Source organism: Leptospira borgpetersenii serovar Javanica (assembly GCF_003046425.1).
Lineage (GTDB): Bacteria > Spirochaetota > Leptospiria > Leptospirales > Leptospiraceae > Leptospira > Leptospira borgpetersenii.
In genome coordinates, this window is the sequence record NZ_QAJG01000004.1 from 134,511 (window position 1) to 157,500 (window position 22,990).

Annotated in this window: 23 protein-coding genes and 3 pseudogenes (1 of these 26 running past the window's edge); 17 read left to right on the plus strand and 9 right to left on the minus strand. The window is 38.4% G+C overall.

The genetic code is table 11. From position 1 onward, the window contains the following. Positions 1–2: 2 nt before the first annotated feature. On the minus strand, positions 3–548 hold the full coding sequence (locus tag CLV95_RS04530) for a Spy/CpxP family protein refolding chaperone (protein ID WP_002730453.1): 546 nt from the start codon (positions 546–548) through the stop codon (positions 3–5). Positions 549–714: 166 nt separating this feature from the next. Between CLV95_RS04530 and CLV95_RS04535 the strand changes: the two genes are divergently transcribed. Then, on the plus strand, positions 715–1,407 hold the full coding sequence (locus CLV95_RS04535; RefSeq protein WP_002724472.1) for a SanA/YdcF family protein: 693 nt from the start codon (positions 715–717) through the stop codon (positions 1,405–1,407). A 629-nt stretch (positions 1,408–2,036) separates the two neighbouring features. Here CLV95_RS04535 and CLV95_RS04540 read toward each other — a convergent pair. After that, positions 2,037–2,990 carry a GDP-mannose 4,6-dehydratase gene (locus CLV95_RS04540; RefSeq protein WP_002732362.1) on the minus strand — a complete coding sequence of 318 codons (954 nt, stop codon included), beginning with the start codon at positions 2,988–2,990 and terminating at the stop codon, positions 2,037–2,039. 84 nt (positions 2,991–3,074) lie between these two features. Between CLV95_RS04540 and CLV95_RS04545 the strand changes: the two genes are divergently transcribed. From CLV95_RS04545 to CLV95_RS04560, 4 genes are read left to right on the plus strand one after another with little or no spacing between them, the layout of a single operon-like run. Then, the gene (locus CLV95_RS04545) at positions 3,075–4,079 is read left to right on the plus strand and encodes an LIC_10202 family protein (RefSeq protein ID WP_002724490.1); all 1,005 of its coding nucleotides are present in this window, start codon (positions 3,075–3,077) and stop codon (positions 4,077–4,079) included. After that, positions 4,076–5,137: a glycosyltransferase family 4 protein gene (locus tag CLV95_RS04550; RefSeq protein WP_002732552.1), complete on the plus strand. Its 1,062-nt coding sequence runs from the start codon at positions 4,076–4,078 to the stop codon at positions 5,135–5,137. Before CLV95_RS04545 ends, CLV95_RS04550 begins: the two co-directional genes overlap by 4 nt. Next, on the plus strand, positions 5,134–6,183 hold the full coding sequence (locus tag CLV95_RS04555) for a glycosyltransferase family 4 protein (RefSeq protein ID WP_002724488.1): 1,050 nt from the start codon (positions 5,134–5,136) through the stop codon (positions 6,181–6,183). The genes CLV95_RS04550 and CLV95_RS04555 overlap by 4 nt, the downstream gene beginning before the upstream one ends. Then, positions 6,167–7,615, plus strand: coding sequence for a glycosyltransferase (locus CLV95_RS04560; RefSeq protein ID WP_002737339.1), 1,449 nt, complete (start codon positions 6,167–6,169; stop codon positions 7,613–7,615). Before CLV95_RS04555 ends, CLV95_RS04560 begins: the two co-directional genes overlap by 17 nt. Positions 7,616–7,710: 95 nt before the next feature. Here the strand turns inward: CLV95_RS04560 and CLV95_RS04565 are convergent, their stop codons facing one another. Further along, positions 7,711–8,526, minus strand: coding sequence for an inositol monophosphatase family protein (locus CLV95_RS04565; protein ID WP_002732543.1), 816 nt, complete (start codon positions 8,524–8,526; stop codon positions 7,711–7,713). Continuing rightward, positions 8,523–8,837, minus strand: coding sequence for a YkvA family protein (locus CLV95_RS04570; protein WP_002724384.1), 315 nt, complete (start codon positions 8,835–8,837; stop codon positions 8,523–8,525). The genes CLV95_RS04565 and CLV95_RS04570 overlap by 4 nt, the downstream gene beginning before the upstream one ends. Before the next feature lie 76 nt (positions 8,838–8,913). Here CLV95_RS04570 and CLV95_RS04575 point away from each other — a divergent pair, with 76 nt between their 5' ends. The 4 genes from CLV95_RS04575 to CLV95_RS04590 are packed head-to-tail and all read left to right on the plus strand — an operon-like array spanning position 8,914 to position 12,443. Beyond that, a complete protein-coding gene (locus CLV95_RS04575; protein ID WP_002732551.1) occupies positions 8,914–9,789 on the plus strand; it encodes a 5'-methylthioadenosine/S-adenosylhomocysteine nucleosidase family protein in 876 nt (291 codons plus the stop codon). Further along, complete coding sequence (locus CLV95_RS04580) at positions 9,761–10,798, plus strand: SPL family radical SAM protein (RefSeq protein WP_002724401.1); 1,038 nt, start codon at positions 9,761–9,763, stop codon at positions 10,796–10,798. Before CLV95_RS04575 ends, CLV95_RS04580 begins: the two co-directional genes overlap by 29 nt. Continuing rightward, a complete protein-coding gene (locus CLV95_RS04585; RefSeq protein WP_002724506.1) occupies positions 10,795–11,604 on the plus strand; it encodes an SDR family NAD(P)-dependent oxidoreductase in 810 nt (269 codons plus the stop codon). The genes CLV95_RS04580 and CLV95_RS04585 overlap by 4 nt, the downstream gene beginning before the upstream one ends. Continuing rightward, on the plus strand, positions 11,601–12,443 hold the full coding sequence (locus CLV95_RS04590) for a carbon-nitrogen family hydrolase (RefSeq protein ID WP_002724484.1): 843 nt from the start codon (positions 11,601–11,603) through the stop codon (positions 12,441–12,443). The genes CLV95_RS04585 and CLV95_RS04590 overlap by 4 nt, the downstream gene beginning before the upstream one ends. Here CLV95_RS04590 and CLV95_RS04595 read toward each other — a convergent pair. Then, positions 12,412–13,350, minus strand: a complete 939-nt coding sequence (locus CLV95_RS04595; protein ID WP_026053983.1) for an RluA family pseudouridine synthase — start codon at positions 13,348–13,350, stop codon at positions 12,412–12,414. The genes CLV95_RS04590 and CLV95_RS04595 overlap by 32 nt on opposite strands. Positions 13,351–13,489: 139 nt before the next feature. On the opposite strand from CLV95_RS04595, the gene loa22 reads away from it, so the two are divergent. From loa22 to CLV95_RS18745, 3 genes and pseudogenes are all read left to right on the plus strand, one after another. Continuing rightward, entirely contained in the window at positions 13,490–14,077 is a 588-nt protein-coding gene (loa22, locus tag CLV95_RS04600) for an OmpA family outer membrane lipoprotein Loa22 (protein ID WP_002732641.1), read from the plus strand. Positions 14,078–14,365: 288 nt separating this feature from the next. Further along, positions 14,366–14,668 (plus strand): annotated as a pseudogene (locus CLV95_RS19245) (transposase); the annotation flags it as partial. Between the two features lie 542 nt (positions 14,669–15,210). Further along, positions 15,211–15,369, plus strand: coding sequence for a hypothetical protein (locus tag CLV95_RS18745; RefSeq protein WP_002737316.1), 159 nt, complete (start codon positions 15,211–15,213; stop codon positions 15,367–15,369). Here CLV95_RS18745 and CLV95_RS04610 read toward each other — a convergent pair whose 3' ends face one another. Continuing rightward, positions 15,370–15,759, minus strand: coding sequence for a helix-turn-helix domain-containing protein (locus CLV95_RS04610; RefSeq protein ID WP_016749370.1), 390 nt, complete (start codon positions 15,757–15,759; stop codon positions 15,370–15,372). A 129-nt stretch (positions 15,760–15,888) separates the two neighbouring features. Between CLV95_RS04610 and CLV95_RS19250 the strand changes: the two are divergent. The 5 genes and pseudogenes from CLV95_RS19250 to CLV95_RS20025 all read left to right on the plus strand — a co-directional run. Continuing rightward, positions 15,889–16,164, plus strand: a pseudogene (locus CLV95_RS19250) (hypothetical protein). Then, positions 16,161–16,466, plus strand: a complete 306-nt coding sequence (locus CLV95_RS04620; protein ID WP_002732603.1) for an LIC13344 family protein — start codon at positions 16,161–16,163, stop codon at positions 16,464–16,466. Before CLV95_RS19250 ends, CLV95_RS04620 begins: the two are co-directional and overlap by 4 nt. 32 nt (positions 16,467–16,498) lie before the next feature. Continuing rightward, the gene (locus CLV95_RS04625; protein ID WP_002730381.1) at positions 16,499–16,678 is read left to right on the plus strand and encodes a hypothetical protein; all 180 of its coding nucleotides are present in this window, start codon (positions 16,499–16,501) and stop codon (positions 16,676–16,678) included. A 4-nt stretch (positions 16,679–16,682) separates the two neighbouring features. After that, positions 16,683–17,114, plus strand: coding sequence for a hypothetical protein (locus CLV95_RS04630; RefSeq protein ID WP_002732495.1), 432 nt, complete (start codon positions 16,683–16,685; stop codon positions 17,112–17,114). Between the two features lie 910 nt (positions 17,115–18,024). Beyond that, positions 18,025–18,125, plus strand: a pseudogene (locus CLV95_RS20025) (host-nuclease inhibitor Gam family protein); the annotation flags it as partial. 94 nt (positions 18,126–18,219) lie between these two features. Here CLV95_RS20025 and fumC read toward each other — a convergent pair. The 3 genes from fumC to CLV95_RS04650 form a co-directional block, all read right to left on the minus strand. Next, a complete protein-coding gene (fumC, locus tag CLV95_RS04640; protein WP_002732457.1) occupies positions 18,220–19,614 on the minus strand; it encodes a class II fumarate hydratase in 1,395 nt (464 codons plus the stop codon). A 90-nt stretch (positions 19,615–19,704) separates the two neighbouring features. Then, a complete protein-coding gene (locus CLV95_RS04645) occupies positions 19,705–21,783 on the minus strand; it encodes a hypothetical protein (protein ID WP_002724426.1) in 2,079 nt (692 codons plus the stop codon). A 425-nt stretch (positions 21,784–22,208) separates the two neighbouring features. Beyond that, positions 22,209–22,990, minus strand: the 3' portion of a protein-coding gene (locus tag CLV95_RS04650) for a malic enzyme-like NAD(P)-binding protein (protein ID WP_002732711.1). 481 nt of this gene lie beyond the right edge of the window; the window shows 782 of its 1,263 coding nt (coding positions 482–1,263); its start codon lies beyond the right edge, outside the window — the gene reads right to left on this strand; the stop codon is at positions 22,209–22,211.

A 22,990-nucleotide genomic window follows, 5' to 3' on the forward strand; every position in this document is an offset into this window, starting at 1 on the left:
CCTCAGTGTAGGATCCCTTGAATGGGAAGGATGATTCTCTCCGGAGAAAAAAGATTCACGGGAAATCCGGCCCCCGGGCGAGTAAAAGATTCTTTGATTTTGGATTTTTGATCCTGAGTAAGTACTTTTTCAATAGCAAGACGATGCGAAATTTGATTGATCCGAATTTCAGCGGTATATCTTCCAATTTCGACAAGAAGCTTTCTGATTTTCGCAAGGTCAACGTTAGACTCCATTAAAAGTCCTTCAAGTTCAATTTCAATTGGTGAAATTTTTTGAAGCCATTTAAAATGTTCTTGTTTATATTTCTCATTGATCTTCGAAATTTCATCTAATTGCTTTTCGGAAAGAGCAAATCTTTCTCTCACAGTGTCTACATTTCCGAACACTAGACCGAAACTTCTTAATTGGCGAATTGGAGCTAATTGCCGACCTGGAGGAAGATTAGAACCGGAACGAAGCCCCATCAATTCCTGGGAAAAAATGATCATAGGAGCGAAAAAACAACCCACAACGGTAATTTTGACAAATGAATTCAGGAATTTCATGAGATTTCTACTCAATCGGTAGGACCCGTGGTTCAAAAGTTTATTTCCGATTTCGAAGATTTTTTCCGATCAAAACCCGTTGAAAAGAAAAAAAGAATTTTCTCTTTTGAAATTTGTCTTGTAGCCTACCAAAAAAGCTTCTTGATTTTGTCAGATTTTCAATCCTGTGTTTGACTTAAGTTTTCTTAAAAAATCTAAATTTTATGTTCGAAGTTTCTTCGTATCTTGCATCATTATAGCGCCTCCGATTGCAATCGATTTCAGTTTCGAAGAATTATATTTTCGCACGGAAAAATTTCAGAATTATAGGTCCGCAAAATTCGCTACAGTAGCTATAGTTCCCGGAGCTTCGGTCTACAAAAACGAGCCTTCCGCCATTTTAAAAGATCGGTTGGATTGCGCTCTGGAATTGTATCATCAGGGAAAAGTAAAAAAGATTCTCCTCTCGGGAGATAACGGTTCGATTTACTATAATGAAGTAAAACCGATGTTACTTTACATTCTTAAAAACGAAGTGAACGAAAAAGACATATTCGTCGATCATGCAGGCTTTAGAACGTTAGACACGTTGATTCGTGCAAAAGAAATTTTTCAGATAAAAGATCTGATCTTTGTAAGTCAGAAAGTATATCAACCTCGGGCCGCTTTTCTTGCAAATAAAATCGGTCTTAGATTTCAAGCCTTCGAATCAGATCGAAAAATTTATACAAGCGGGCCCTTCAGTAGATTCAGAGAGTTTTTCGCAAGAACTCTTGCCTGGATCGACATGAATTTATTCAAAACGAATCCGAAATACCTGGGCAATCCGTTCCCAATCGAAGAAAGTGGCATTAAAACTTGGAAAGGTTCAGTGCTTTAAAATTTTATAATCTAACGTGAGTTCGGCTTAACAAATGCGAAAGCGATTATATGTTTCGACCTGAAACGGCGCCCCTTAGGAAGCCGTTTCACTGAGTTTAGGGAGAAACATTGAGTTAAATTCCGAAGGAATTGGAGCATTATGTTGCGACCGTAGGCAGCAACATTGAGTTAAAGCGCGATCCGGCCTTTGCCATAACGTTACCCACAAATTAAGAAGGCTTTTGGGATCATAAGGATCAAAAACTGATATTTTTCAAGTGTTCCGACAAGAATGAGGCTTTTTACTTGCAAGAAGTATGATTTTGTGGTAAAGAAAACCTCCCGAGTCTACCTCCTCTCCCCTCCACCCAAAATCAGGGTGGGGCGTAAGTTTCACAGAGGATTTGTAGTAATTCCGACAGATTTATCTTCAGATCCAAGTATTTGTGGGTAAGGTTATGGGCCTTTGCAAGCAAAGGCTGGATTCACCCAAACTTTCGACGCGTCCCAAAAACCCAGTTTACTTTGTCAGAAAGATCAAGCTGCAAGGTTCTGTCCCAGTTTTGGGACAGAACTTTATATCGAACTCGCGTTAATTTAATTTTCGATTCAGATTCTATGAATCGTAAATCCACCCAATCCAGAGTTTCAGATCGTTCGATGCCAATGATAAACGTCTTGAATCGTATCCGATAAATCGAAATTAGGCGCCCAGCCTAGTTTTTGAAGTTTATCTTTGTTTCCGAAAAGGCGCCTCATTTCCGCAGAACGAAAACGAGAAAGATCCACTTCCACCGGAATTTTTCGACCGGAAGCGGAAATAACTTCATCCAAAATGTCTCGAATTACAGTTTCTTTACCGGAGCAGATATTGTAAATTTCTCCGGGCTTTCCTTTTTCGGAAAGGATTCGATACGCACGCACAACGTCTCTTACATCTAAAAAATCTCTTGTAGAGGATAAATCCCCGACTAAAATTTTTCTTTCGGATTCAGGACGTTTCAGAGCTTCTAAAACCTGAAAACAAAAATTAGGAACTACAAAATTAGGACTTTGTTTTGGACCCGTATGATTAAATGGTCTAGCAATCACAACTTCAAGTTCGGGAATCCATCGATGATATTGTAGGCAATAAATTTCCGCACAAAACTTTGAAGAAGAATACGGATTCAATGGTGCTGGAATAACGGATTCTTGAACGGGAAGACAAGATTCCGGAACGTTTCCATACACATCGGAAGAGGAAATGTAAATAAAACGAACTCTCTTTTTTAAGGAACGCAGAGATTCTAATAGATTCAACGTTCCTTGTACATTAATTTCTAACGTTTCACCCGGATCCTCTACCGCTCTAGGAACAAAGGGCTGTGCAGCAAGATGAAAGACTGTGTTTGGTGAAAACTCATGAACGACTGAATGAACCTGATCTACATTTCGTATATCACAGACGACAAATCGATACGATTGAGGAAGTTCAGGATCCTTTTCAATATCGGGGCCCGGTTGAATTCCAATCCCTAAAAAATCGGTATAAGATTCTTTCAGCTCCTTCAGTAAGTAACCACCTACAAACCCCGCTGCTCCCGTAATAAGGCATTTCATAGAATTCTTACTTTTCCGTAAAAATACTGTTGTTTTAGAAAATGAATAAAAAACAATCGAATAAAATTCTTTCCCCTTTTGAGTATGGAAGACAAATTTCAGGAACTATTCGAAATCAGAGATTCTCGGATCAATGTACGAGAAATCATGGAAGAAATCGAATCCAAACTCAAAAAAAATCCTTCCACAAAGGAAGACATCGAAAAACTCACTCATTGGAAATTTTCCCCTCCGAGCCCGGAAGGTTATCGGGATTTTGATCCCGCCGAAATTGCTCATCTTTTCGAAAAAGGAATCTCTCCTCCTAAATTTTCTAATCCTAAACTTCGGTTTGTACGCGGACCTCTCAAATGGCTTTTGATTCGTTTTGCGGAATTTTATTCGTTTTTAGATAAGAAACTTTCAGAAAACAGAACCCGCGCATTCTACAGCGTATTGCACGAATTAATTCTAATCCGTTGTGAAAATCAAAATCTAAAAAGAAAGATGGAGTCTTTTTATTCCGAATTTTTAGAATGGAATCAAACCATCGGAAAAGAAATCAGGCCCGAATTTCTTTGGGCGAACGAGGATCTCTACTCGGAAAACATTGTTGAAGAAAGCGAAAACTTTTTGCTGGAATCCATTGATCCTTCCGAAAGGGTTTTAGTCCTATCGCCGGGTTGGGGCAAGATACTCAAACAACTTTTAAAATTAGGCTCCAAATTCGATTCGGTCAGTTGGAACAAATCCTGTTCGGAATTCATCGGAAATTCAATAACCACGAACATCTACCTGGAAGAACCGGGAGCAATTCCGAAAGATTGTTCAAAATATTCTAAAATTTTAATATATGAGAATTTATCAATTCATCCGCACTGGCTGATCGAAAAGACCCTTCGAGCCCTTAGCTTAGGCGTATCTTCCGGTACGGAAATCCGTTTTCGGTTCTCAAACGAAAACTCCAATTACCTTTCTCCATTTTTGCCCTTAAGGCTTACAAAAATTCAGGAACCGTTGGTTCGGAATTATCTCAAACAACTTGGCTTTAGAAATATTATAGAAAAAAAATCGGAAGACGGTTTTACCGTTCTTTCATTTCGAAAATGAAGGTCTATCAGCACGTCACCGAATTTCGAGATGGAGACGGAATCGGAAACGACATCAAAGGGATTAGAAACGTTCTCGAAACCTTAAACGTTTCTAACTCCATCATCTGTATCAAAAATTTTTCCAAAGAACCATTTCCAATAGAAACCCATTCGTCGATATTTTCTCGTTTTTCTCGGAATGACGTGCATATATTGAACTACGGCGGCTGCGGTTATCCTCTCAATTGGTTTCGAAATCTCCCCGGGAAAAAAATCGTTCGCTATCAAAGTTTTACCCCCGCGATTTATTTTAAGGATTTCGTAAGTCCTGAAATTTATAATACCCTTCAGTTGGACGAAAAACGCTCTTTGTTGGAGCTATATTCCCTTAAGAACGAAACGGATTTGTTTTTACCATCTTCCGAATTTAATGCGAATTTTCTGCGATTTCTTGGTGCGACAAATATCCTAGTCCTTCCCATCGTAAAAAAATATTCGATTCGAGAAACCGTCATTAAGGATAAAAGGGAATATACGATCGGTTTTATAGGAAGAGTCGCTCCCAATAAAAAAATAGAGGATCTTTTGGAATTGCTCGAATCGATTTTAAAATTAAGACAAAACGTCCAACTTTTGATTTGCGGAAACGTTCCACAGATTTTCGAAGAATATTACAATTTTCTTAAGAAGCTTATTTTACGAAAGCGACTTACGGGAAACGTCCAAATTCGCTTGAATGCAAACGATTCTGAAATGATATCCTTTTTAAATTCCATGGACTTATACGTTTGTATGAGCCAACACGAAGGATTTAATATCCCCATTTTGGACGCATTCGGCGCCGGGATCCCCGCAATCTCTTACCATGCCGGAGCGACGCCGGAAACGATGAAAACAGGAGGAATTCTTTTTAAAGATAAATCCTCTTCATCCATGAGTTTACTCACAGGTCTGATCGATAATATTTTAGAAAAGAAAAACTTACGCGAACAGATTTCGGAAAAAGAACAGGATATCGCTAAAGAATATAATTCCTTTCCGTTCGATATTCTTTTTAGAGACAAAATTCTGACATGAGACAGATTCAACAATTTTCCGCTGGCTTCAACCCAGGCGATGCAATCAGCAATCAAATGCTGGAGATTCGCAATCACTTAAGAGATTTGGAATATAAAGGAGATATTTTTTCCGAAAATATAGGCGCATCCAAATTACCTTTCGTGAAAAAATACAAAACCTACGATAAATCCTCAAAAGACATTTTATTTTATCACCATTCGATCCATTCGGGTGTATTCGATTTTTTAAGAAGTTTCCGATCTCCCAGAATCCTGATTTATCATAATGTGACTCCTCATCACTTTTTCGAATCCTACGATTTAAAGATGAGTTATCTTTTAAAAAAAGGAAGAGACGAATTGAAGGAGATGATAGACAGATTCGATCTCGTTTTGGCCGTTTCCAAGTTCAATCAGAAAGAGTTGGAAGAATTAGGTTTTCAAAATGTCGGAATTCTTCCCATCACGTATCAGTTGACTAAAAATTTTGCGAAAGCCGAAAAACCGGATTCGCCGATCAAAAAAATTCTTTTTGTCGGAAGAATCACTCCAAACAAAAGACAAGACGATTTAATCCGACTTGCATACGCATACAAGTCCATGATCTCCGATCAATTTGAATTCTATCTCGCCGGTTTTAGTTCGAAAGAGTTATATCTCTATCGGGAAGAGTTGGAAAGAATGCTGGATTTTTACGACCTTAGAAAAAATATTTTAATCACCGGTTTTCTTTCCGATACAGAACTGAAAAATCTCTATCAAGAGGCAGACGTTTTCGTTTCCATGAGCGAGCATGAAGGTTTCTGTGTCCCTTTGATTGAGGCAATGATTCATAGAATTCCGATTCTTGCATATTCCGGCGGTGCGGTTCCCGAAACCTTAAACGGTGCAGGAATTCTTTTTAAGGAAAAAAAATTTCCGGATTTAGCAATTTTACTCAATAAAATTTTGACGGATATCCCTTTTAAGGATCGAATTTTAATGAATCAAGACCTTCGTTTGGAAGAATTTAAAAAAACGGATTTTAAATTCGTTCTTAGGACAATTATTGAAACCCTCTCTTAAAAAAATCGCGGTCGTTTCTCCGATTTTTTCGGACAAAGTTTCCGGGGGATCGGAAAAACTCATCTTTCAGCTCGTGGAATTATTAGCTACGGATTTTGAGATCACAGTTTTAACAACTCGCAGTTTGGATTATATCACTTGGAAAAATTCGATTCCGATCCAAGAGAAAATCTTTTTTTACGAAGGAACAAATCATTCCAAACCGATTCGATTCGAAGAAAAAACTTCTTCCTTAGGCGGAAAGTATAAGATTCTTCAATTTACCGTTGAAAAACAAAGAAACATAGAACGATTCAATCGTCTTTCCAAAAAAATTTTGGAAAGACCCTCTCTACAAAACAAAGAAAGTATCAATCATTGGCTTATAGAACAAGGTCCTTATGTTCCCGAACTGATTCAATTTATTGAATCTAGAAAAAGTGAGTATGACGTTTTTTTCTTCGTGAGTTACCTTTACTATCCTTTGGTTTTTGGAATACCTCTGGTTGCCGAAAAGTCGATCATCATTCCTACGTTTCATGACGAACCTCCCGCTTATCTTCCAGTATATAAAGAAATTCTAACAGATCAAAGTTCTTATTCGTTTAATACTCCAGAAGAATTGAATGTTTTTCGGAACATTCTTGGATATAAACCGAGTACGTATTCCATAACTGGAATGAACCTCAATTTAGGTCAATGTTCAAGTGACCCCGGTTCGGAAAATAATTACGCGGACTATCATCATAAGAACACGTCAAGCGACAATAAGAACGAGACGCTGAGTTGCCAGCTTGATTTTTCTGATAAAGCAGAAAAATCAATGCGTCGCTCTCTAAGGAGCGCTTCCGCAGGTTTTGGGACGCGCTGTAAATCTTCGCTTGAAAAAAATTCGAACAGAGAAGAAACACCTTTTCTTCTCTACGTAGGTAGAGTAGACCAAGGAAAGGGCTTTCTGGAAATGGCGGAATGGTTCTTGGAATGGAAAAAGAATTCAAAACTTCCTCACAAACTCAAAATCGCTGGAAAGATAGCTTCTAAAATTCCAAACAAAATATTAGAGGATCAAAATATAGAATTTTTGGGATTCGTCGAAGAACAAATCAAATTTGAACTTCTTCAAAATTGTGTATGCTTGATAAATTCTTCTCCTTTGGAAAGTTTCTCCATCGTTTTGATGGAGGCTTGGTTAAAAGGAAAACCGGCACTCGTTAATGGAAAGTCGGACGTTCTCAAAGGCCATTGTCTTAGAAGTAACGGCGGACTTTTTTACTTCGATCGAAAGAGTTTTTTTGCAACCCTAGACTTCATTTTGGACCACCCGAAAGAATCGTTCGAAATGGGCATGAGCGGAAAAAAATACGTGGAACAAAATTTCAACCCGAAAACAGTGAGAGAAAAATTACTCCGATTGATCGATAAAACGATTCAAAAAAAATACGCGAGTTCATAAGAGACCTTTCGATTTAGTACACCTTTTGAATTCTTTAAGCGCATTCCTAAATCTATTAAGACACATTGTATGGTATTCTTATTTCTGAAATAACCCTAACTCAAGTCGTTCAGATAATCCCCCATTCTTTCCACCATCTTTTCGTGAAGAAATCCATTGCTTGCAATCAGATTCGGAACATAGGAAGAAAACGCATCACCATCATAAGTCGACATCCTTCCGCCCGCTTCGGCGAGTATCACGGATGAGGCGGCCATGTCCCAAGGTTTTAAATCTTCTTCCCAAAACGCATCAAAACGCCCTTCAGCAACCCAACAAAGATCAAGTCCAGCCGCTCCGATCCTTCGAACTCCTCTCGCCTCCAATAAAAAGTTCTTATGAAAAAACGTAAGTCGATCAATTTTCTTTTCGTGATCGTACGGGAAACCCGTACAAAGCAAAGATTGTTTCAGATTTTTCGTTTTTGAAACGGAAATCGGTTTTTGATTTTTAAACGCACCTTGACCTTTACGTGCGTGATAAATCTCATTCATTGCAGGAAAAGGAACAATTCCCATCACAACTTCCTTACTTTCCTGATTCTCCAAACCGATACAAGCGCAATACAAAGGAAGTCGATGAGAATAATTGACAGTTCCATCAAGAGGATCAATGATCCATTTAAATACGGAACTTCCCTTTTTATCGGTTCCTTCTTCTCCTAAAATACTATCCAAAGGAAACATTTTTTCGATTTCGTCGATGATCCTTTCCTCGGAGCCTTTGTCCGCTTTGGTAACAAGATCGATCTCTCCTTTGTAAGTGATGTCGAGATCCGCCTCTCTTTGGGTTATCGTCAAAAATTCCATTACTTTCGGAACAAAGTTCAGGAAGTGTTCATATCTAATTTTGATTTCGTTGTCTAAATTCATTTTTTCTCCAAAAATTTCCGAGCCATTTCCCTATGTTCTTCTCGAATCGCCGATTGTACACTTGCTAGTACCGCTGCAATGACTCCCGCGTCATCCAGAAATCCCGCACCCGGAATAAAATCCGGAACAGCATCCAAAGGAAAAATAAAATAAGCAAGTGCACCCGCGATAATGAGTTTAGTTCTAAGTGGAGTTTCCGGATCCATCATGGAATAATAAAGTGCCACAAGATCCCCCGTAAACGGAATCTTGAACATTACGGACTTTAACTTCGGCCAAAATTCCTTTTTTACTTTTTCAATCAGATCCATAAAAGGCTCCTTTTCCTTCCTCAAAGACGATTTCTCTCTTGTCCCCAATTCAAGGCCCGGATATCAAGAAAGAAAGATGATTTTTATTTCCGTCGCACTTTTCCCGGAAGCAAAACCTTTGATCGAAACGTTGGGTTTGAAAATTCTCCGGGATAAAACCCCTTTTCCGATCTATCGAAACGAAAAATATATCTTAATCGTTTCCGGAACAGGCAAAATTTTTTCGGCGATGTCTGTTGCATTTTTGTTAAACGAATTCAAGAATTCGGTGACGGACTCATCCTGGATTTTGAACTTCGGAATCTGCGGCGCCCCGAAAAAATCCTCCAAAATCGGAGAATCGTTTTTAATCCATAAAATCAAAGACGAAGGATCGTCTAAGAGCGTTTATCCGGATATTCTTTTTAAATCTCCGATTCCCGAGTCGGTTTTATTGACGGTCGATAAACCCGTATTTCGAAACGAAATTTCCGAATTTCCGAACACATTAGTCGACATGGAAGCTTTCGGTTTTTTCCAGGCTTCGAGAAAATTCTTTTCTTCGGATAAAATTCGAATCGTCAAAACGATTTCGGATCATTTTACGAAATTGGAATCCGAAAAAGAAATCGGAATCCCCAGCACGATTTCCCTTAGAATTAAAGAAGCTCTTCCGAATATCCTTTCGATTTTGTCTATCCCGGTTTCAAAAGGAAACGAAGTCGAACTTCAACAAAACGAAACTACCGCCTTTTTATTCATAGCCGAATTTTTACGTTTATCGGAAACCGAAAGGATCCAACTGAAAGATTGGATGATCGGTTATAAAATTCGGACCGGAAATTCTTCCGAACAAGGTCTTAACATTTTGAAAAACGCAAATGGAACTCTAAACTTGAAAGAAGCCGGAGTTAAAACAAGAGAAGAAGGAAGGAAAGGACTATATGCACTCAAACAATTTTATCAGTCCTAAAAGATTCTCTCATATCTACGTGGAAGAATCCGCGAAGTACCATCCTAAAACTTCTGAAATTCTTTCCAAGTTTCCCGAATCGTACACGATCGCAATCGATTCTTACAAGGAAGTATTCAATCCTTCAGCTCAAAGTTTCCAAACTCAGAAACGAAGCCCGAAACTTATATTAGCAAAACGAAAAGAACAATTCTTATATCCGGGCTCGGGAATTGCTCCGGACTTCGGATATCAATTCTTCTATTATAACGCCCTTGTACTAAACTGCCTCTACAATTGTTCCTATTGTTATCTTCAAGGAATGTATCCTTCGGCTAATATCGTGGTTTTTGTAAACAATGAAGAATATATCCAAAAAACCCAGGAACAACTTAAACTTTCCAAATCCCTTTATCTTTGTATTTCTTACGATACGGATCTTTTGGCCCTGGAAAATATATTAGGGTATTGTAAAGAATGGATTTTGTTCGCGGGTTCCAATCCCGACTTGATCGTCGAAATCAGAACCAAAAGCGCCAATTTCAAATCCATCGCCGATCTTAAGCCGACTTCGAATACCATTCTTGCTTGGACTCTTTCGCCGGATTCCGTGATCGGGGAACATGAACCTCTGACTCCGAAACTTTCCTCCCGATTGAAAAATATTAAAGGCGCTTTAAATGCGGGTTGGCAGGTCCGACTTTGTTTCGATCCAATCTTAAACGTCCCGAATTGGAAATCCGTTTATTCAGAATTCGTTCGGAAAATTTTCGAAGAAATTCCGGGAGAAAAACTGAGAGATATCAGTCTGGGTATATTTCGGATGAATTCGGACTATTTTAAGAATTCCAAAAAGCGTAGACCGGATTCTTATTTGTTTTACCTTCCGATGAATACTCGCGGGGGAATAAAATCGTATTCGGAAGTATTAGAAAAAGAAATGTTTACAGTCCTTGAAAAAGAATTGGAAACATTTGTCCCTCGAGAAAAAATCCACAGACTCGTCGCCGACCAAACGGAATACAAATGAAAACGAATTCAGAACCAAACAACTTGTTGGCGATCGTCACAGGTTCTTCCAAAGGAATCGGAAAAGCGATTTCAGAATTTTTAATTTCCGAAGGTTATAAAGTAATCGGGATTTCCAGAACGAAGCCAAAATCCACTCTTTTGGAAAATTCTCCTTTGTATCGCCACGTTGTACTTGATCTTTCTGATACGAAAGAAATCAGACTTCGATTGTCAAATATTCTCAAGGAAGAACCTCCCTTGAAAATCTTAGTAAACAATGCCGGCTTTGGAAATTTTTCTCCTCATGAAGAAATCCCTTTCGAAGAATTGGAAAAAATGCTCACCGTCAATTTTGTCTCTCCGATTCTAATCACTAAATTATTTTTAAGAGATCTAAAAAAAAATGGAGGTTGGATCATTCAAATTCACTCGATCGCGGCATTGAAAGAATCAGCTCGGGGAGCGGCTTACGCCGGGACTAAGGCCGGACTTAGGCACTTCGGATTAAATTTATTCGAAGAAACTCGAAAATCGGGAGTCAAATTTATGAGCATCAATCCAGATATTTCGGATACCGAGTTTTATGACTTTTTGGATTTCGAAAAGGATTCCGATCCGGCTTCTTATTTGAACGTTTCCGAAATTTTGAGCGCCTTCGGGCATGCTCTTTCAAGCCCGGAGAATCTGGGTTTTATCGAAATTACGATCCGCCCGAAATACCATCGAGTTTCGAAAAAACCTTTTGTTCGAAAGAATCAATCCGAAACGTTCCTTCGGAAGAATGAAGACGATATGAAATTGTTCGAGGAGGAAAAACAAAATTGAACCTAGGTGAACTGAATATTGCTCTTGTACAATGTGATCTTTCCTGGGAAAACCAGAAAACAAACTACGAACACGTTCGCGAACTTATCCATTCCGCCCTTGAAAAACAGACGGACGAAAATCCTGATTTGATTTTGCTTCCGGAAACTTTTGCGACCGGATTTACGATGAGGTCGGAAAGAATCGCGGAACCGGACGAAGGTCCGACCGAAACGTTCTTAAAAAAAATAGCCAAAGGCACCAAAGCAACGATCTGCGGCGGTTGGATTCAAAAAAACCCGAAAGGAAAGCCTTTTAATACGGTAAGTGTTGTAAGTCCCAAAGGAGAAATCATATTACGTTACTCTAAAATTCATCCATTTACTTTCGGAGGTGAAGATCGACATTACAGTTCCGGTTCGGAAATCGTCAGTTATGATCTCAACGGTTTTAGGATTACCCCTTTTATCTGCTACGATATCCGTTTTCCGGAAATTTTTCGAAGACTTGCGGGAGAAACGGATATTTTTACCGTTCACGCAAACTGGCCGACTCCGAGAATCCATCACTGGGAATTGATCCTAAAAACAAGGGCGATCGAAAATCAGGCTTACGTTTTTGGAATCAATCGGATCGGAATCGCCGGGCATAATAAAAGTATTCATCATAACGGCCATTCTCTCGCTGTAGCACCTAATGGAGATTTTATAGACGTCGGCGAAGGAATAGAAACCGTTCTATTCTACAATGCTCGTAAAAGATCGATTCTGGATTATAGGGAGAATTTCCCGGTTCTTTCCGATCGTAAGGACCAAAGTTTGATCCGAGTCAGAACAGTGGAGCATTCTTCTCAAATCTAAGAAACCTTTCACTGAGCGCAAGAGTCGCTTCGATCATCTCCCCCGTAAACGGGTCTTTAAATTTAAGATAATAAGATAAAAGTTGCAATCCGTACGATTCAAACTGGGAACCGGTCCTTGAATACAATAAATCTCCGACAACCGGACATCTCTGGCTTTGAAAATGAATTCTGATTTGATGAGTCCTTCCCGTTTCCAAACCCACTTCGACAAAACTGAATTTTCTTCCGGAACGGGAATTGACATACTTTAGAACTTTGTAATGAGTTACAGATTTCCTTCCTTTAGGAGAAACGGTCATTTTTAACCTTTCGATTGGATGCCTCGCAATCGGAAGATCAATCGTGCCTGTCTCTGCGGGAAGATGTCCTTGAATCCAAGCATAATATTTTTTTTCGATTTCTCTTTTTCTGAAAAGTTCGGAAAGTTTTCCGTGTGCCCGATCGTTTTTAGCGATGAGCATCAATCCCTCCGTGGGCTTATCCAATCTATGGACGATTCCCGGCCTCGCTTCTCCTCCGACCTTTGACAATTCTTTGAAATGATGAAGAAGCCCGTTGACCAAACTTGGAGAACGATCTCCCGGTCCGCTATGACTTGCAATTCCGGGCGGCTTATGAATGATGAGATAATCTTCTCTTTCTAAGACGACAGGTAATGTCATCGGAATCGGTTCCAAATTGAGAGGGGGCCTTGGAGGGATAGAGAGAAAATATTGTTCCCCTGCTTTTACTTTCCAGGAACTTTTATCGCAAATTTTTCGGTCTTGATTGCAAACATACCCGCATTCAATCCATTTTTGAATCGTGGCTCGGGACATTTCATCCCCAAAAGAAAATTTTAAAAATCGATCCAATCGATTTCCGGAAAATTCTTCCAATACTTCTGCTTTCAGTTCTAAGTTCATTGAAAATGAAAAAGGATTCCAGATTTTTACTCCACACGTTTTTAGCATTCTAAAAAAAAAGTTTCCATTTTACTTCCTAAACCTTAGTGTGACACATTGAAACCAAAACCCCTTAAGATTCTAAGGAAGGAAAAGAAACATGGTCAAAAAAATTTTGAATCTGATTCTGCTCGGTGCAATTGCATTTTCATTCACTCTTTGCTCCTCTGCTGAAAAAAAAGAAGAATCTGCAGCTCCTGAGCCGTCAGCCCAAGAGCAATCCGCTGCTGCAAATAGAAGTGTCGACGTTAACTCTCCGGAAGCGATTGCCGATTCCTTAAACGAAAAATTGAAAAACTTTAGATATCCTGATGGAATAACTCGCCCGGGATTCAGCTATAAAAAAGCAGATGTCAATCCGGGTGATTTCAGTGGATGGTCTAAGGTAAACGTTCCAGTGCTTAAAGAAGGTCTTGGAAAACTTCCCGATAGCTACGCTCTTGAAATTACCGGACACACCGATGCCGTCGGACCCGAGCAAGCTGAAGGAGCTAAAAAGGGAAATATTTTCTATTCCGAACTTCGTGCAAATGCCGTTAAACAGGCTTTGATCAAACAAGGAATCCCCGCAAACCGTATTATTGCGAAAGGTGCCGGCTCCTCAGAACCTGTTTCCGGACTCGATGCTAAAGACGCTAGAAACAGAAGGGTCACTTTCCGTTTTGCGACTTCTGCTCCACAACAATAATCCCAAATAAATGTCCCTGATACTGTTTTAATCAATTACGGTATCAGGGATAAAAATATCTAATCTGCTTCATGTCTTCTTCGATTATTAATTTCATATATATTTAAACTAGGAATAAAAAACCTACAAATTATTGTGATCTGAATCATTTCAAATTCCAGGTTAGAAAGAAATTCCAATCTTCGAAAACGTATTTGCGCGCAATACTAAAAAACCAGTTTACGCATTAGCACTTAACTTTCTACAAATAGAATTCAACTCCCTATATAAAATAGCGTTAATTGAGTTGGTCACATCATTCAATCTTTATTTGAAAGTCTTCATGAAAAAGAGATTCAGCTCATTACAAAATTAAAAAAGAATATGAAGAATAAATTAATGTTCTTATCGATAAAATAAAAAAAGAACAATCGTTGAATCGGTAAATGATGAACTTAGAAATATATGCCAGATTCAATATACTAGAATCGGAGTTTTTTCAATTGGGTCGTTAATCTATCAAACGGTTTAGTTGCATCTTCCTTTTTTCTAAAAAAAACTTCTTTGAATTTGAGATCCAAAGACAATTTACGACTTTTACTCTCTCCTTAGGCCGAACTCATGTTTAAAATAAAATCATTTCTTCTTGATCTGACTTACAGCGCGTCCCAAAACCCGCTGAGTTTTTTCGCTTTGTCAGAAAGATCAAGCTGGTAACTAAGGTGTCTCGCTTCTATTAGGCTGGGCAGGTTTTGATTTTAAAAACAACTCATAACTTTTCGAAATGACACTTTAAAGTGAAATGAAAATTCTTAAGGATTATATAAAAAGTCTGAATTACAAACAGACCAGAAACTATCTCAAAAATATTGTATCTTTGTTCAAAACACCAATTCAAATTATTCTAAGATATTTTTGAGATAGTTTCTCTCTATGTAATTTTATTATCGAGCAAACATACTTTCAGTAATGAGACATATAGAAATTATAGTCATTCAAAGTCATTAAGATCTTGAATTCGAAATGAATTTGAAAATGAACATGAACTCGGACAAAAAAGAGTCACATTTTTGGAATTAGGATGGATTTTGTCAGGGGTAAAAATATACTAAACATACATATAGCTTACTTGTTGGAGTAAAAATTTGGAGACTATGGAAAACCTACGTGAAACTCTTTACTGGAAAGTGGAAAGGACTCTAAAAAAATTGGAGTATGACTTTCAAATTTCTCCGGAACCGATTCAGATCCTTAGACACACTTACTCACAAGAAATCGTAAATTTTATATTCGAATCTCTGGAAAAAAAATAATCACTTTTTCTTTCGAAATTTTTCTATAACAAGGCCAAGAGCTTCCAATTCCGAATCCGGAACTTCCAAAAGGCTTTCCAACAAGACTTCAATCTGCGGACGAGTTCGAATCTTTCTAAGAATGGTCCGATAGCGATCCGTATCAAAATCAGTTTTCATCTCAATTTCAGTGATTAGCATTTCACCTTCACCTGCAATGAGCCAAAGAGGATTTACATTATGCACGATTCGAAGGCGCAGCAAGGATTCTTGTGAGAAGCTCTTTGCCCTTTCATTAATAAGATCACTAATAAATGCAGGTTTAAGATCGATAGACCTTGCAAATTCGGCCTGAGAAAATCCTAAAGTTTCAATAAGTCTTTTTAAGCGATCTGAAAATTTTTTATACATTTTAGACGTATTAAATCATTGACAAAAATACATTTTAGACGTATGGTCATTTGACACGAGGTGAAACTCATCAAGACCAACGTCGATTTCAAAATGGAGCTTGGTCTTTTGCACGACCAAAACTCGCAAATGGAAATGAAATCGCAATCACAAAAAGGAGACTCAATGAGCATCATGAACAGAAACGAATGCAAGGATTTCATTTGTATCACATTAGAAACGAAGATCTTTTCTAAGTTCGCCAAGAAAGTGGAAATGAACTGTGTTCACCTTTCGAAAAGTTTAAACGGGCACTAATCTTATGCAGAAATCATAAGAACATTCAAAAAATGGAATATCATATATCGCACTATTCCCTCAACGCATTTATATGGTAAACGAAAAAACAGGAGAATTTCATTATGAAACGTCATAACATCACTAAAATTACCGATAAAAATCCCGTCCTAAGCAGGGATAATTTGTGCCCGATTGTTCTTTCTGAAATAGAGAAAAAAGCGATCATTCAAATCGCCGAATATGTAAGAGAACAATTTACGACGTTCGATTGGAAATGGAACGATCATACCGAAATGCAAGATAAAGAGATTACCTTTCTTTTTCTTGTAAAAAACGACATCGTCCAAATCTGCAAAAGAAAACCGAACAAAATCAAAGAGTTTATTAGTATTCTTGAGTATATCTTGGAAGAAGAATTCGGCGAATAATTCAAACTAAAAATTATTAAGGAGACTTTATTATGACGACCAACTTATGTATTCAATGTAACCAAAAGGAATCAATGCGTCAAACCGATCTTTGCGAGGAATGTCTGATCGAAAATTTCAAGCCCCTAATTCTTCTTTCAAATGAGATTCGTTCCCTTAACTCGAGCGACACAGGTAATACGACACCTGAAGAACCTAAAGCAACGATGTAAAATTATGAACTCCGAAAAAATCAAAAGATCTATTGTAAACAGAGAAGTTGTTCACGAAGGAAAATTTTGGAAAAGAGGAAGAAGGCTTTCTCAAAGATTGAAACAAATCATCATCGAATCACAACTCAATCTCAAAGACATAGAGTTTAAATATTCCCAAAACTCTCGTGAGGACCATTTGGAACATACCACTTCTCTTTATCGTGAACACCTTGCAGACGTCATCAAAGGGACTCGTAACACCTTACGTTATATAAAGGCAATCGAAGAATCCTGGAAGTTCCCGATCGAAACGATCCGTTCTACTTACCGAGAAGATAAGGAGGCGGAAAGAAAATCGGAAAAGTTAGATCCGGATTCTCTTCAAAACTTCATAAATTGGTATAGGGAAATTCTACGTTCCAAAAAAGAAATTCCGAACAATCCACAAATATAAAATCAAGATACAAGAAAACCAGCCGCCTAAAAGCAAAATTGAAAAGTTAACCTGGAAAGTCTAAAATGGCAGAACAAAAATCTATAAAAGCAAATGTTCAAAAGAGTAAGAAAAAGATCTTCATGAAAAAAATTTCGTTACGATTTTTTCTTTTTCGTCTAATGGAATCACTGTAGGTATGATCCCCAAAAGACTGAAATGGAAGGAACTGTGTCGAAATAAAAAAATTCGCTTAACAAAACGGACTTACTACTCAGATGTATGAAAATGGTACTAAAAATTAATGCTTAATTTTTGCAAAAATGTAAAGTCCTCATAAAATTACATCGGGTCCGAAATTCTTGGCCGTTTTGAAATAGATTTTACGTCCCAAGCTTTGCAAAAAGCACAATATAATACTCTTCTCATGCATTCGAGTAGTAACCTAATTTACGGAATAATCCCTACAAAGATCATACACAATAAGCATAGGCATAAACGGCTCGGAAAAATTAAACGACAGAGTCATCGATGATCAGATCGCCAAAATTCTATCGGATTTTCAAAACGAAACTCTTCCTTTGGATTTAAAAATTCAGGATATTATTTGAGGAATTAAATTTTATCTGGATCCTACTTAAAGGAATTATCTCCCGATTCGAAATATAAGAACCGTAAAATTTTATGAAAAAATTCTCACATAAAATGATCTTTTGGAATAGCTCAACCGTCTTGTTTCTTATAGTCCCAAAACCTTAAAAGAAATCCGTTACAATCATTTGGTAAGTTGGTAATAAAATATAGGAGTTCCGAGATTTTGAGGCAGTAGATTGTAAGAATCTGCCCAGCGCCAATAGAAGCGAGACGCCTTAGTTACCAGCTTGATCTTTCTGATAAAGCAGTAAACTCCGCGATTTTTGGGACGTGCTGTAAATTAAACGGAATTCGCTTACGAATTAGACTTGAATTGAATAAGATCAAATCTTCTCGGAACCTGCAAATACAATCCAAAAAATCGAAATACAATTAAACAGAGGCATTCATATGCATTAGTAAATTATAATACAAAAATAATTAAACTTAATTGCAAAGTTTTTTAAAAGGGACCGCAAAGTTCCCGACCAATTTAATCCACAGAAGGATAAATCATTTTTTCGGGAAGAACCCATTGATCGAATTGTTCGTTTGTCAAAAGGCCCAGTTCGATTCCGGATTCTTTTAGAGTCGATCCTTTTTTATGCGCATTTTTTGCGATCTTAGCCGCGTTGTCATAACCGATATGCGGATTCAATGCTGTCACGAGCATCAAAGAATTATTTAAGTGTTCGTCGAGTTTCTCTTTGTTCGGAGTAATACCACGCGCGCAGTGTTCCTCAAAAGAAACACAAGAATCGGAAAGTAATCGAATAGAATTCAAAACGTTGTGAATAATCAACGGTTTAAAAACATTCAATTCAAAGTTCCCGGAAGCGCCGCCAATATTGACTGCGACATCATTTGCAATCACTTGTGCGGATACCATTGTCATCTGCTCCGATTGAGTCGGGTTCACTTTCCCAGGCATGATGGAAGAACCAGGTTCGTTTTCCGGAATACTTATTTCACCAATCCCACAACGAGGACCGGAAGAAAGCCAACGTATATCGTTCGCAATTTTCATCAAAGAAGCCGCAATCGTTTTCAAGACCCCGCTCACCTCCACAAGAGAATCATGAGCAGCAAGAGCTTCGAATTTATTTTCCGCGCTTATAAAAGGAAGCCCGGTTTCTTTAGCTATCTGAGCCGCCGCTTTAACGGCAAACTGAGGGTGTGTGTTGAGTCCGGTACCTACCGCTGTTCCACCCAATGCAATCCTGTAAACCGCCGACAAAACCGCTTTCACTCTTGCAATATTGTATTTCAATTGTTGAACATAACCGGAAAACTCCTGACCTAAAGTCAAAGGAGTCGCATCCTGAAGATGAGTTCTTCCAATTTTTATAATATTCTTAAATTCGTCCGCCTTCTTTTCGAGCGTATCTTTGAGTTGACCCAATGCGGGAATCAATTTTTGATTCAACTGTTCTGCGACAGCAATGTGCATCGCGGTAGGAAAAGTATCGTTCGAGGATTGAGCCTTATTCACATCATCATTTGGATGAATCGGTTTTTTAGAACCCTTCACTCCGCCAGCGATTTCGATGGCACGATTCGAAATAACCTCGTTAGAATTCATGTTCGTTTGAGTTCCGGAACCGGTTTGCCAAACGGAAAGAGGAAAGTGTTCGTCCAACTTACCGGAGATCACTTCGTCTGCGGCTTGAACGATGAGTTTCTTTTTATCTTCAGTGAGAAGACCAAGTTCTGCGTTTACGATCGCGGCCGATTTTTTTAAAATCCCCAAAGCACGAATCATTTCTCTTGGAAATCGATCATTTCCTATATGAAAATGATGTAAGGAACGCTCGGTTTGCGCACCCCAATATTTGGAATCATCCACCGCGATTTCACCCATTGAATCCGTTTCGATTCTAGTTTTCATGAATCCTCCGAAAAATCACAATTTAATTGAAGCACAAGACCTCTCAAACGAAAGATCAATATTAAATAAGATTAAAATATACTTAAATGCTTATTCGCTCTGAAATTTTCTCAGAGTATCCGCAAGCGCGGAAAACTCCGGTTTTTTAGCAGAAACATTGTCCATATAATCCAAAGTAGTTTGGATCCACGCCGGATCGGACTCCAATTCTCTCCGTATAAAAACATGTCTTACCTGATTCATCGTTCGGATTTCCAGATATCTCCGCTTTTGGTCATAGTATATAAGGTCGGCCACTTTGTCTTTTCCGAATTCCGGTGAAGATATGGCAGCAACAACTTCATCCAACCAAATCAGTCCGTTATTTTTGCGATCCACATAGTCGATCGCCTTCTGAACGCGGGCTGGAATGAGCATTTCTTTTTCTTTAGGTCCAACGATTACGCCGAGAGATTTTTTCTTTTTCGGTTTAGAGGGCTCATGGGAAGTAGGATCAATTTCTGCATTTTTAAAATCCCTTTTAACTTGACCTTTGTTTGTAACTTCCCGTTCTTTGGGAGAAAATTTGATTCCGAATAAACTTAGAATAAATTCGATGATTCTTTCTAAGATCGACTTGGAAGCCCTTTCGGAGCGAATTCTCTCTTTTTCGGTATCTTCTTCCCATTCGGCAATCGCCTTACTCAAACGGATCTGTTCGTCGACGGCAATCTGCCCGTCTTTTACGTCGGAAACTTCCTTTAAAAATTCATATATCCCGCGGGAATATCCGTTTTGACGAATCAAATTATGAACCGAAGTTCTTCTCGAACGAATCTCCACAAAAGCGCGAATAATCATACTTTTCGACAAAATCGTAAGTCCGATTGTTTCCCCATTCGCATTTTTCCTTTCCTTTTTCAAGAAGTCTTCCCTAACGCGAATTCGTTCCAAAACTTCGCGGAACAATTCGGTTCTGCTCATTCCGACACTTTTAATCGCGCCATCATCCACTTCAAAATTGGAAAGATCGAAATGTACCAATTCTTTGGATTCTTTAAAACGAAATAGATTTTCAGTCGTGATTAGATTAATCAAAGACTCTTTTTTAAGGTGTTCAAGAGCTCTTACAGTCTGTAGTAACACTTCGTAAGATTTGATAAAATCTCCTCCCCCCATCCAACTTTTTCCGGATGTAAACGCAGGATGTTTTTTTAACTCCTGCAAGTATCTTTCTGCTTGAACATTTCCGGTCAATTCGATCCAGGAAGATTCTTCTCCCGGGAGAACTTGGAGAAGTATTTTGCGGGCGATCACGGTAAACAAATCGAATATGATCTCCAATTCCGTAAACTTTCCTTCTTCTCTTTTTTCTTTGGAAGCATGTCTAAAACTCAAAAGTTCGTCCAGAGAAGGTTGAAACAAATGAAAACGGGGATGCAGTTGCAACAGAGGAGTCCTTGACCCTCTTTTTTCAATTGCCTGTAAAACTTCCGGTTCTACCTTGATAATAGAAAGTTGATTTAATATCTCCCCGGGTTTTTGATTTAACACTTGAAAGATATTGCTGAATAAATCGCCACGAACTTGCAAACGACTGAGAAGAAATTCCAAAGAAAGAGATTCTAAATTTTGCATGGACTTTTCTAAAAATTTAGAATCCGACAAATTGATCTGTATTCCTTTATCGTCTACATTTAGATAATTCTGATGAACCCAGTCTTCAATCTCTGTATTTTTAGAAGCGTTCAGAATAAACTGATCTCGTGCATATAACATTTCAAGAACTGCCGCTACACTTTGAAGAAGACAACCTCGTTTTACTTTTACGATCTGCTCAGCCTTTAAAGAAGCTGGACGAATAATCACGTCTGCGATTTGAAGTTCCCTGACCTCTTTTTGAAAGTGAAGGAACTGATAAAATTGAATTCCTTTCCGTTCTTCTAAAAATTTAAGATCGTGCAATTTAAGATGTTGAAGTTGTTCGACTTTCGTAAGAGCAAACGGAGATTGATTGAATAAGAAATAATTTTCCACTCCCTTTTCGATCAAATCAATATCCTTGAATGCTCCCGGATTGAATTGAAGCATCAGAACTTTGAGTTCCTGATCCCCAATCATATCCTGAGTATCCTCCGAACTTAAAGTGAAGGTTTCGGGAGTAGGTATTTGATTTTCAGATTTGGACATAATCCACCAAGACCCCAAAGGATATACCATCAAGAGAGTGTAGGAAATTAGAAAAGTCTATTACTGTTTGTCTTAAAACCGGATTTTTCATTCTTGAAGAAGGTCGGGCAACCATTCCGCCGCGATTCAATAATTATTTGGAAAAGAATTCAATTTTTATGATTATCGGAATTTTTTTCAGACGAACTCAGAATCTTTTCCCGAAAGTAGGAGTTACTCGATCGTGAATTTACACCAGCCGTTCCGTTAGTAACATATTTTCAACGCAACTCATACCTTAATGACAACATTTCAATTGTAGAAACTATTCCACGCTTTTTGTCTACCGCAAAACATTCGCCTTCATTCCCGAATGCGGAAACTAATACAGTTTATACATATTCAAAATCCGATTTATGTAAGAGTCGTTTTTGAGTTGTTTAATGTTAAACTCTGATAATTCCTTCGAGAAATCCGAGATATTTTTTTCTCCCCGGATAAGGAATTCGAGAGGAACCACTTGCAACCGCGGCCTCGGCAACTGCGGGAGCCACATGAAATAAAACTCGTTTATCGAACGGTTTCGGAATCAGATATTCGGGTCCAAATGTAAATTTCTCCCCACTATAAGCCTTACTTACTTCGTCGGGAACGTCAAGGCGAGCCAATTCCGCCAATGCACGAGCCGCGGCAAGTTTCATCTCCAGGGTAATATTACGAGCTCTTACGTCGAGAGCACCTCTAAAGATAAATGGAAAACCCAATACGTTGTTCACTTGATTCGGATTATCGCTTCTCCCCGTTCCCATAATTAAGTCGGAGCGAACCGCTTTCGCAGTTTGATAAGGAATTTCTGGATCAGGATTTGCTAATGCGAAGATTACGGGATTTGTTGCCATGGAACGAACCATATCCTCGTCCACCATATTCTCAACGGAAACACCGATAAAAATATCGGAGCCGTCCATCACGTCTCTAAGAGTTTTCGCATCCGTTTTTTGAACATATCTCTTTTTGGATTCATTCAAATCATTTCTATGATGATGAATCACACCTTTGGTATCAACAAGAAAGACTTGTTCCTTTTTGATTCCTATATGTTGAATGAGTTCTGCAATTGCAATTCCAGCGGCGCCTGCTCCGCAAATTACAACTTTAACATCGCTTGATTTTTTACCCGTGAGCTCGAAAGAATTCAAAAGACCCGCAACTGTGATGATCGCCGTTC

Excerpts from the sequence above, each read along its gene's own strand:
- CLV95_RS04540 (WP_002732362.1), bottom strand. The coding sequence starts at position 2,990 with ATGAAATGCCTTATTACGGGAGCAGCGGGGTTTGTAGGTGGTTACTTA.
- CLV95_RS18745 (WP_002737316.1), top strand. The coding sequence starts at position 15,211 with ATGGAAAACCTACGTGAAACTCTTTACTGGAAAGTGGAAAGGACTCTA.
- CLV95_RS04585 (WP_002724506.1), top strand. The coding sequence starts at position 10,795 with ATGAAAACGAATTCAGAACCAAACAACTTGTTGGCGATCGTCACAGGT.
- CLV95_RS04630 (WP_002732495.1), top strand. The coding sequence starts at position 16,683 with ATGAACTCCGAAAAAATCAAAAGATCTATTGTAAACAGAGAAGTTGTT.
- CLV95_RS04580 (WP_002724401.1), top strand. The coding sequence starts at position 9,761 with ATGCACTCAAACAATTTTATCAGTCCTAAAAGATTCTCTCATATCTAC.
- CLV95_RS04545 (WP_002724490.1), top strand. The coding sequence starts at position 3,075 with ATGGAAGACAAATTTCAGGAACTATTCGAAATCAGAGATTCTCGGATC.
- CLV95_RS04565 (WP_002732543.1), bottom strand. The coding sequence starts at position 8,526 with ATGAATTTAGACAACGAAATCAAAATTAGATATGAACACTTCCTGAAC.
- CLV95_RS04570 (WP_002724384.1), bottom strand. The coding sequence starts at position 8,837 with ATGGATCTGATTGAAAAAGTAAAAAAGGAATTTTGGCCGAAGTTAAAG.
- loa22 (WP_002732641.1), top strand. The coding sequence starts at position 13,490 with ATGGTCAAAAAAATTTTGAATCTGATTCTGCTCGGTGCAATTGCATTT.
- CLV95_RS04595 (WP_026053983.1), bottom strand. The coding sequence starts at position 13,350 with ATGAACTTAGAACTGAAAGCAGAAGTATTGGAAGAATTTTCCGGAAAT.
- CLV95_RS04620 (WP_002732603.1), top strand. The coding sequence starts at position 16,161 with ATGAAACGTCATAACATCACTAAAATTACCGATAAAAATCCCGTCCTA.
- CLV95_RS04625 (WP_002730381.1), top strand. The coding sequence starts at position 16,499 with ATGACGACCAACTTATGTATTCAATGTAACCAAAAGGAATCAATGCGT.
- CLV95_RS04555 (WP_002724488.1), top strand. The coding sequence starts at position 5,134 with ATGAGACAGATTCAACAATTTTCCGCTGGCTTCAACCCAGGCGATGCA.
- CLV95_RS04645 (WP_002724426.1), bottom strand. The coding sequence starts at position 21,783 with ATGTCCAAATCTGAAAATCAAATACCTACTCCCGAAACCTTCACTTTA.
- fumC (WP_002732457.1), bottom strand. The coding sequence starts at position 19,614 with ATGAAAACTAGAATCGAAACGGATTCAATGGGTGAAATCGCGGTGGAT.
- CLV95_RS04530 (WP_002730453.1), bottom strand. The coding sequence starts at position 548 with ATGAAATTCCTGAATTCATTTGTCAAAATTACCGTTGTGGGTTGTTTT.
- CLV95_RS04575 (WP_002732551.1), top strand. The coding sequence starts at position 8,914 with ATGATTTTTATTTCCGTCGCACTTTTCCCGGAAGCAAAACCTTTGATC.
- CLV95_RS04550 (WP_002732552.1), top strand. The coding sequence starts at position 4,076 with ATGAAGGTCTATCAGCACGTCACCGAATTTCGAGATGGAGACGGAATC.
- CLV95_RS04610 (WP_016749370.1), bottom strand. The coding sequence starts at position 15,759 with ATGTATAAAAAATTTTCAGATCGCTTAAAAAGACTTATTGAAACTTTA.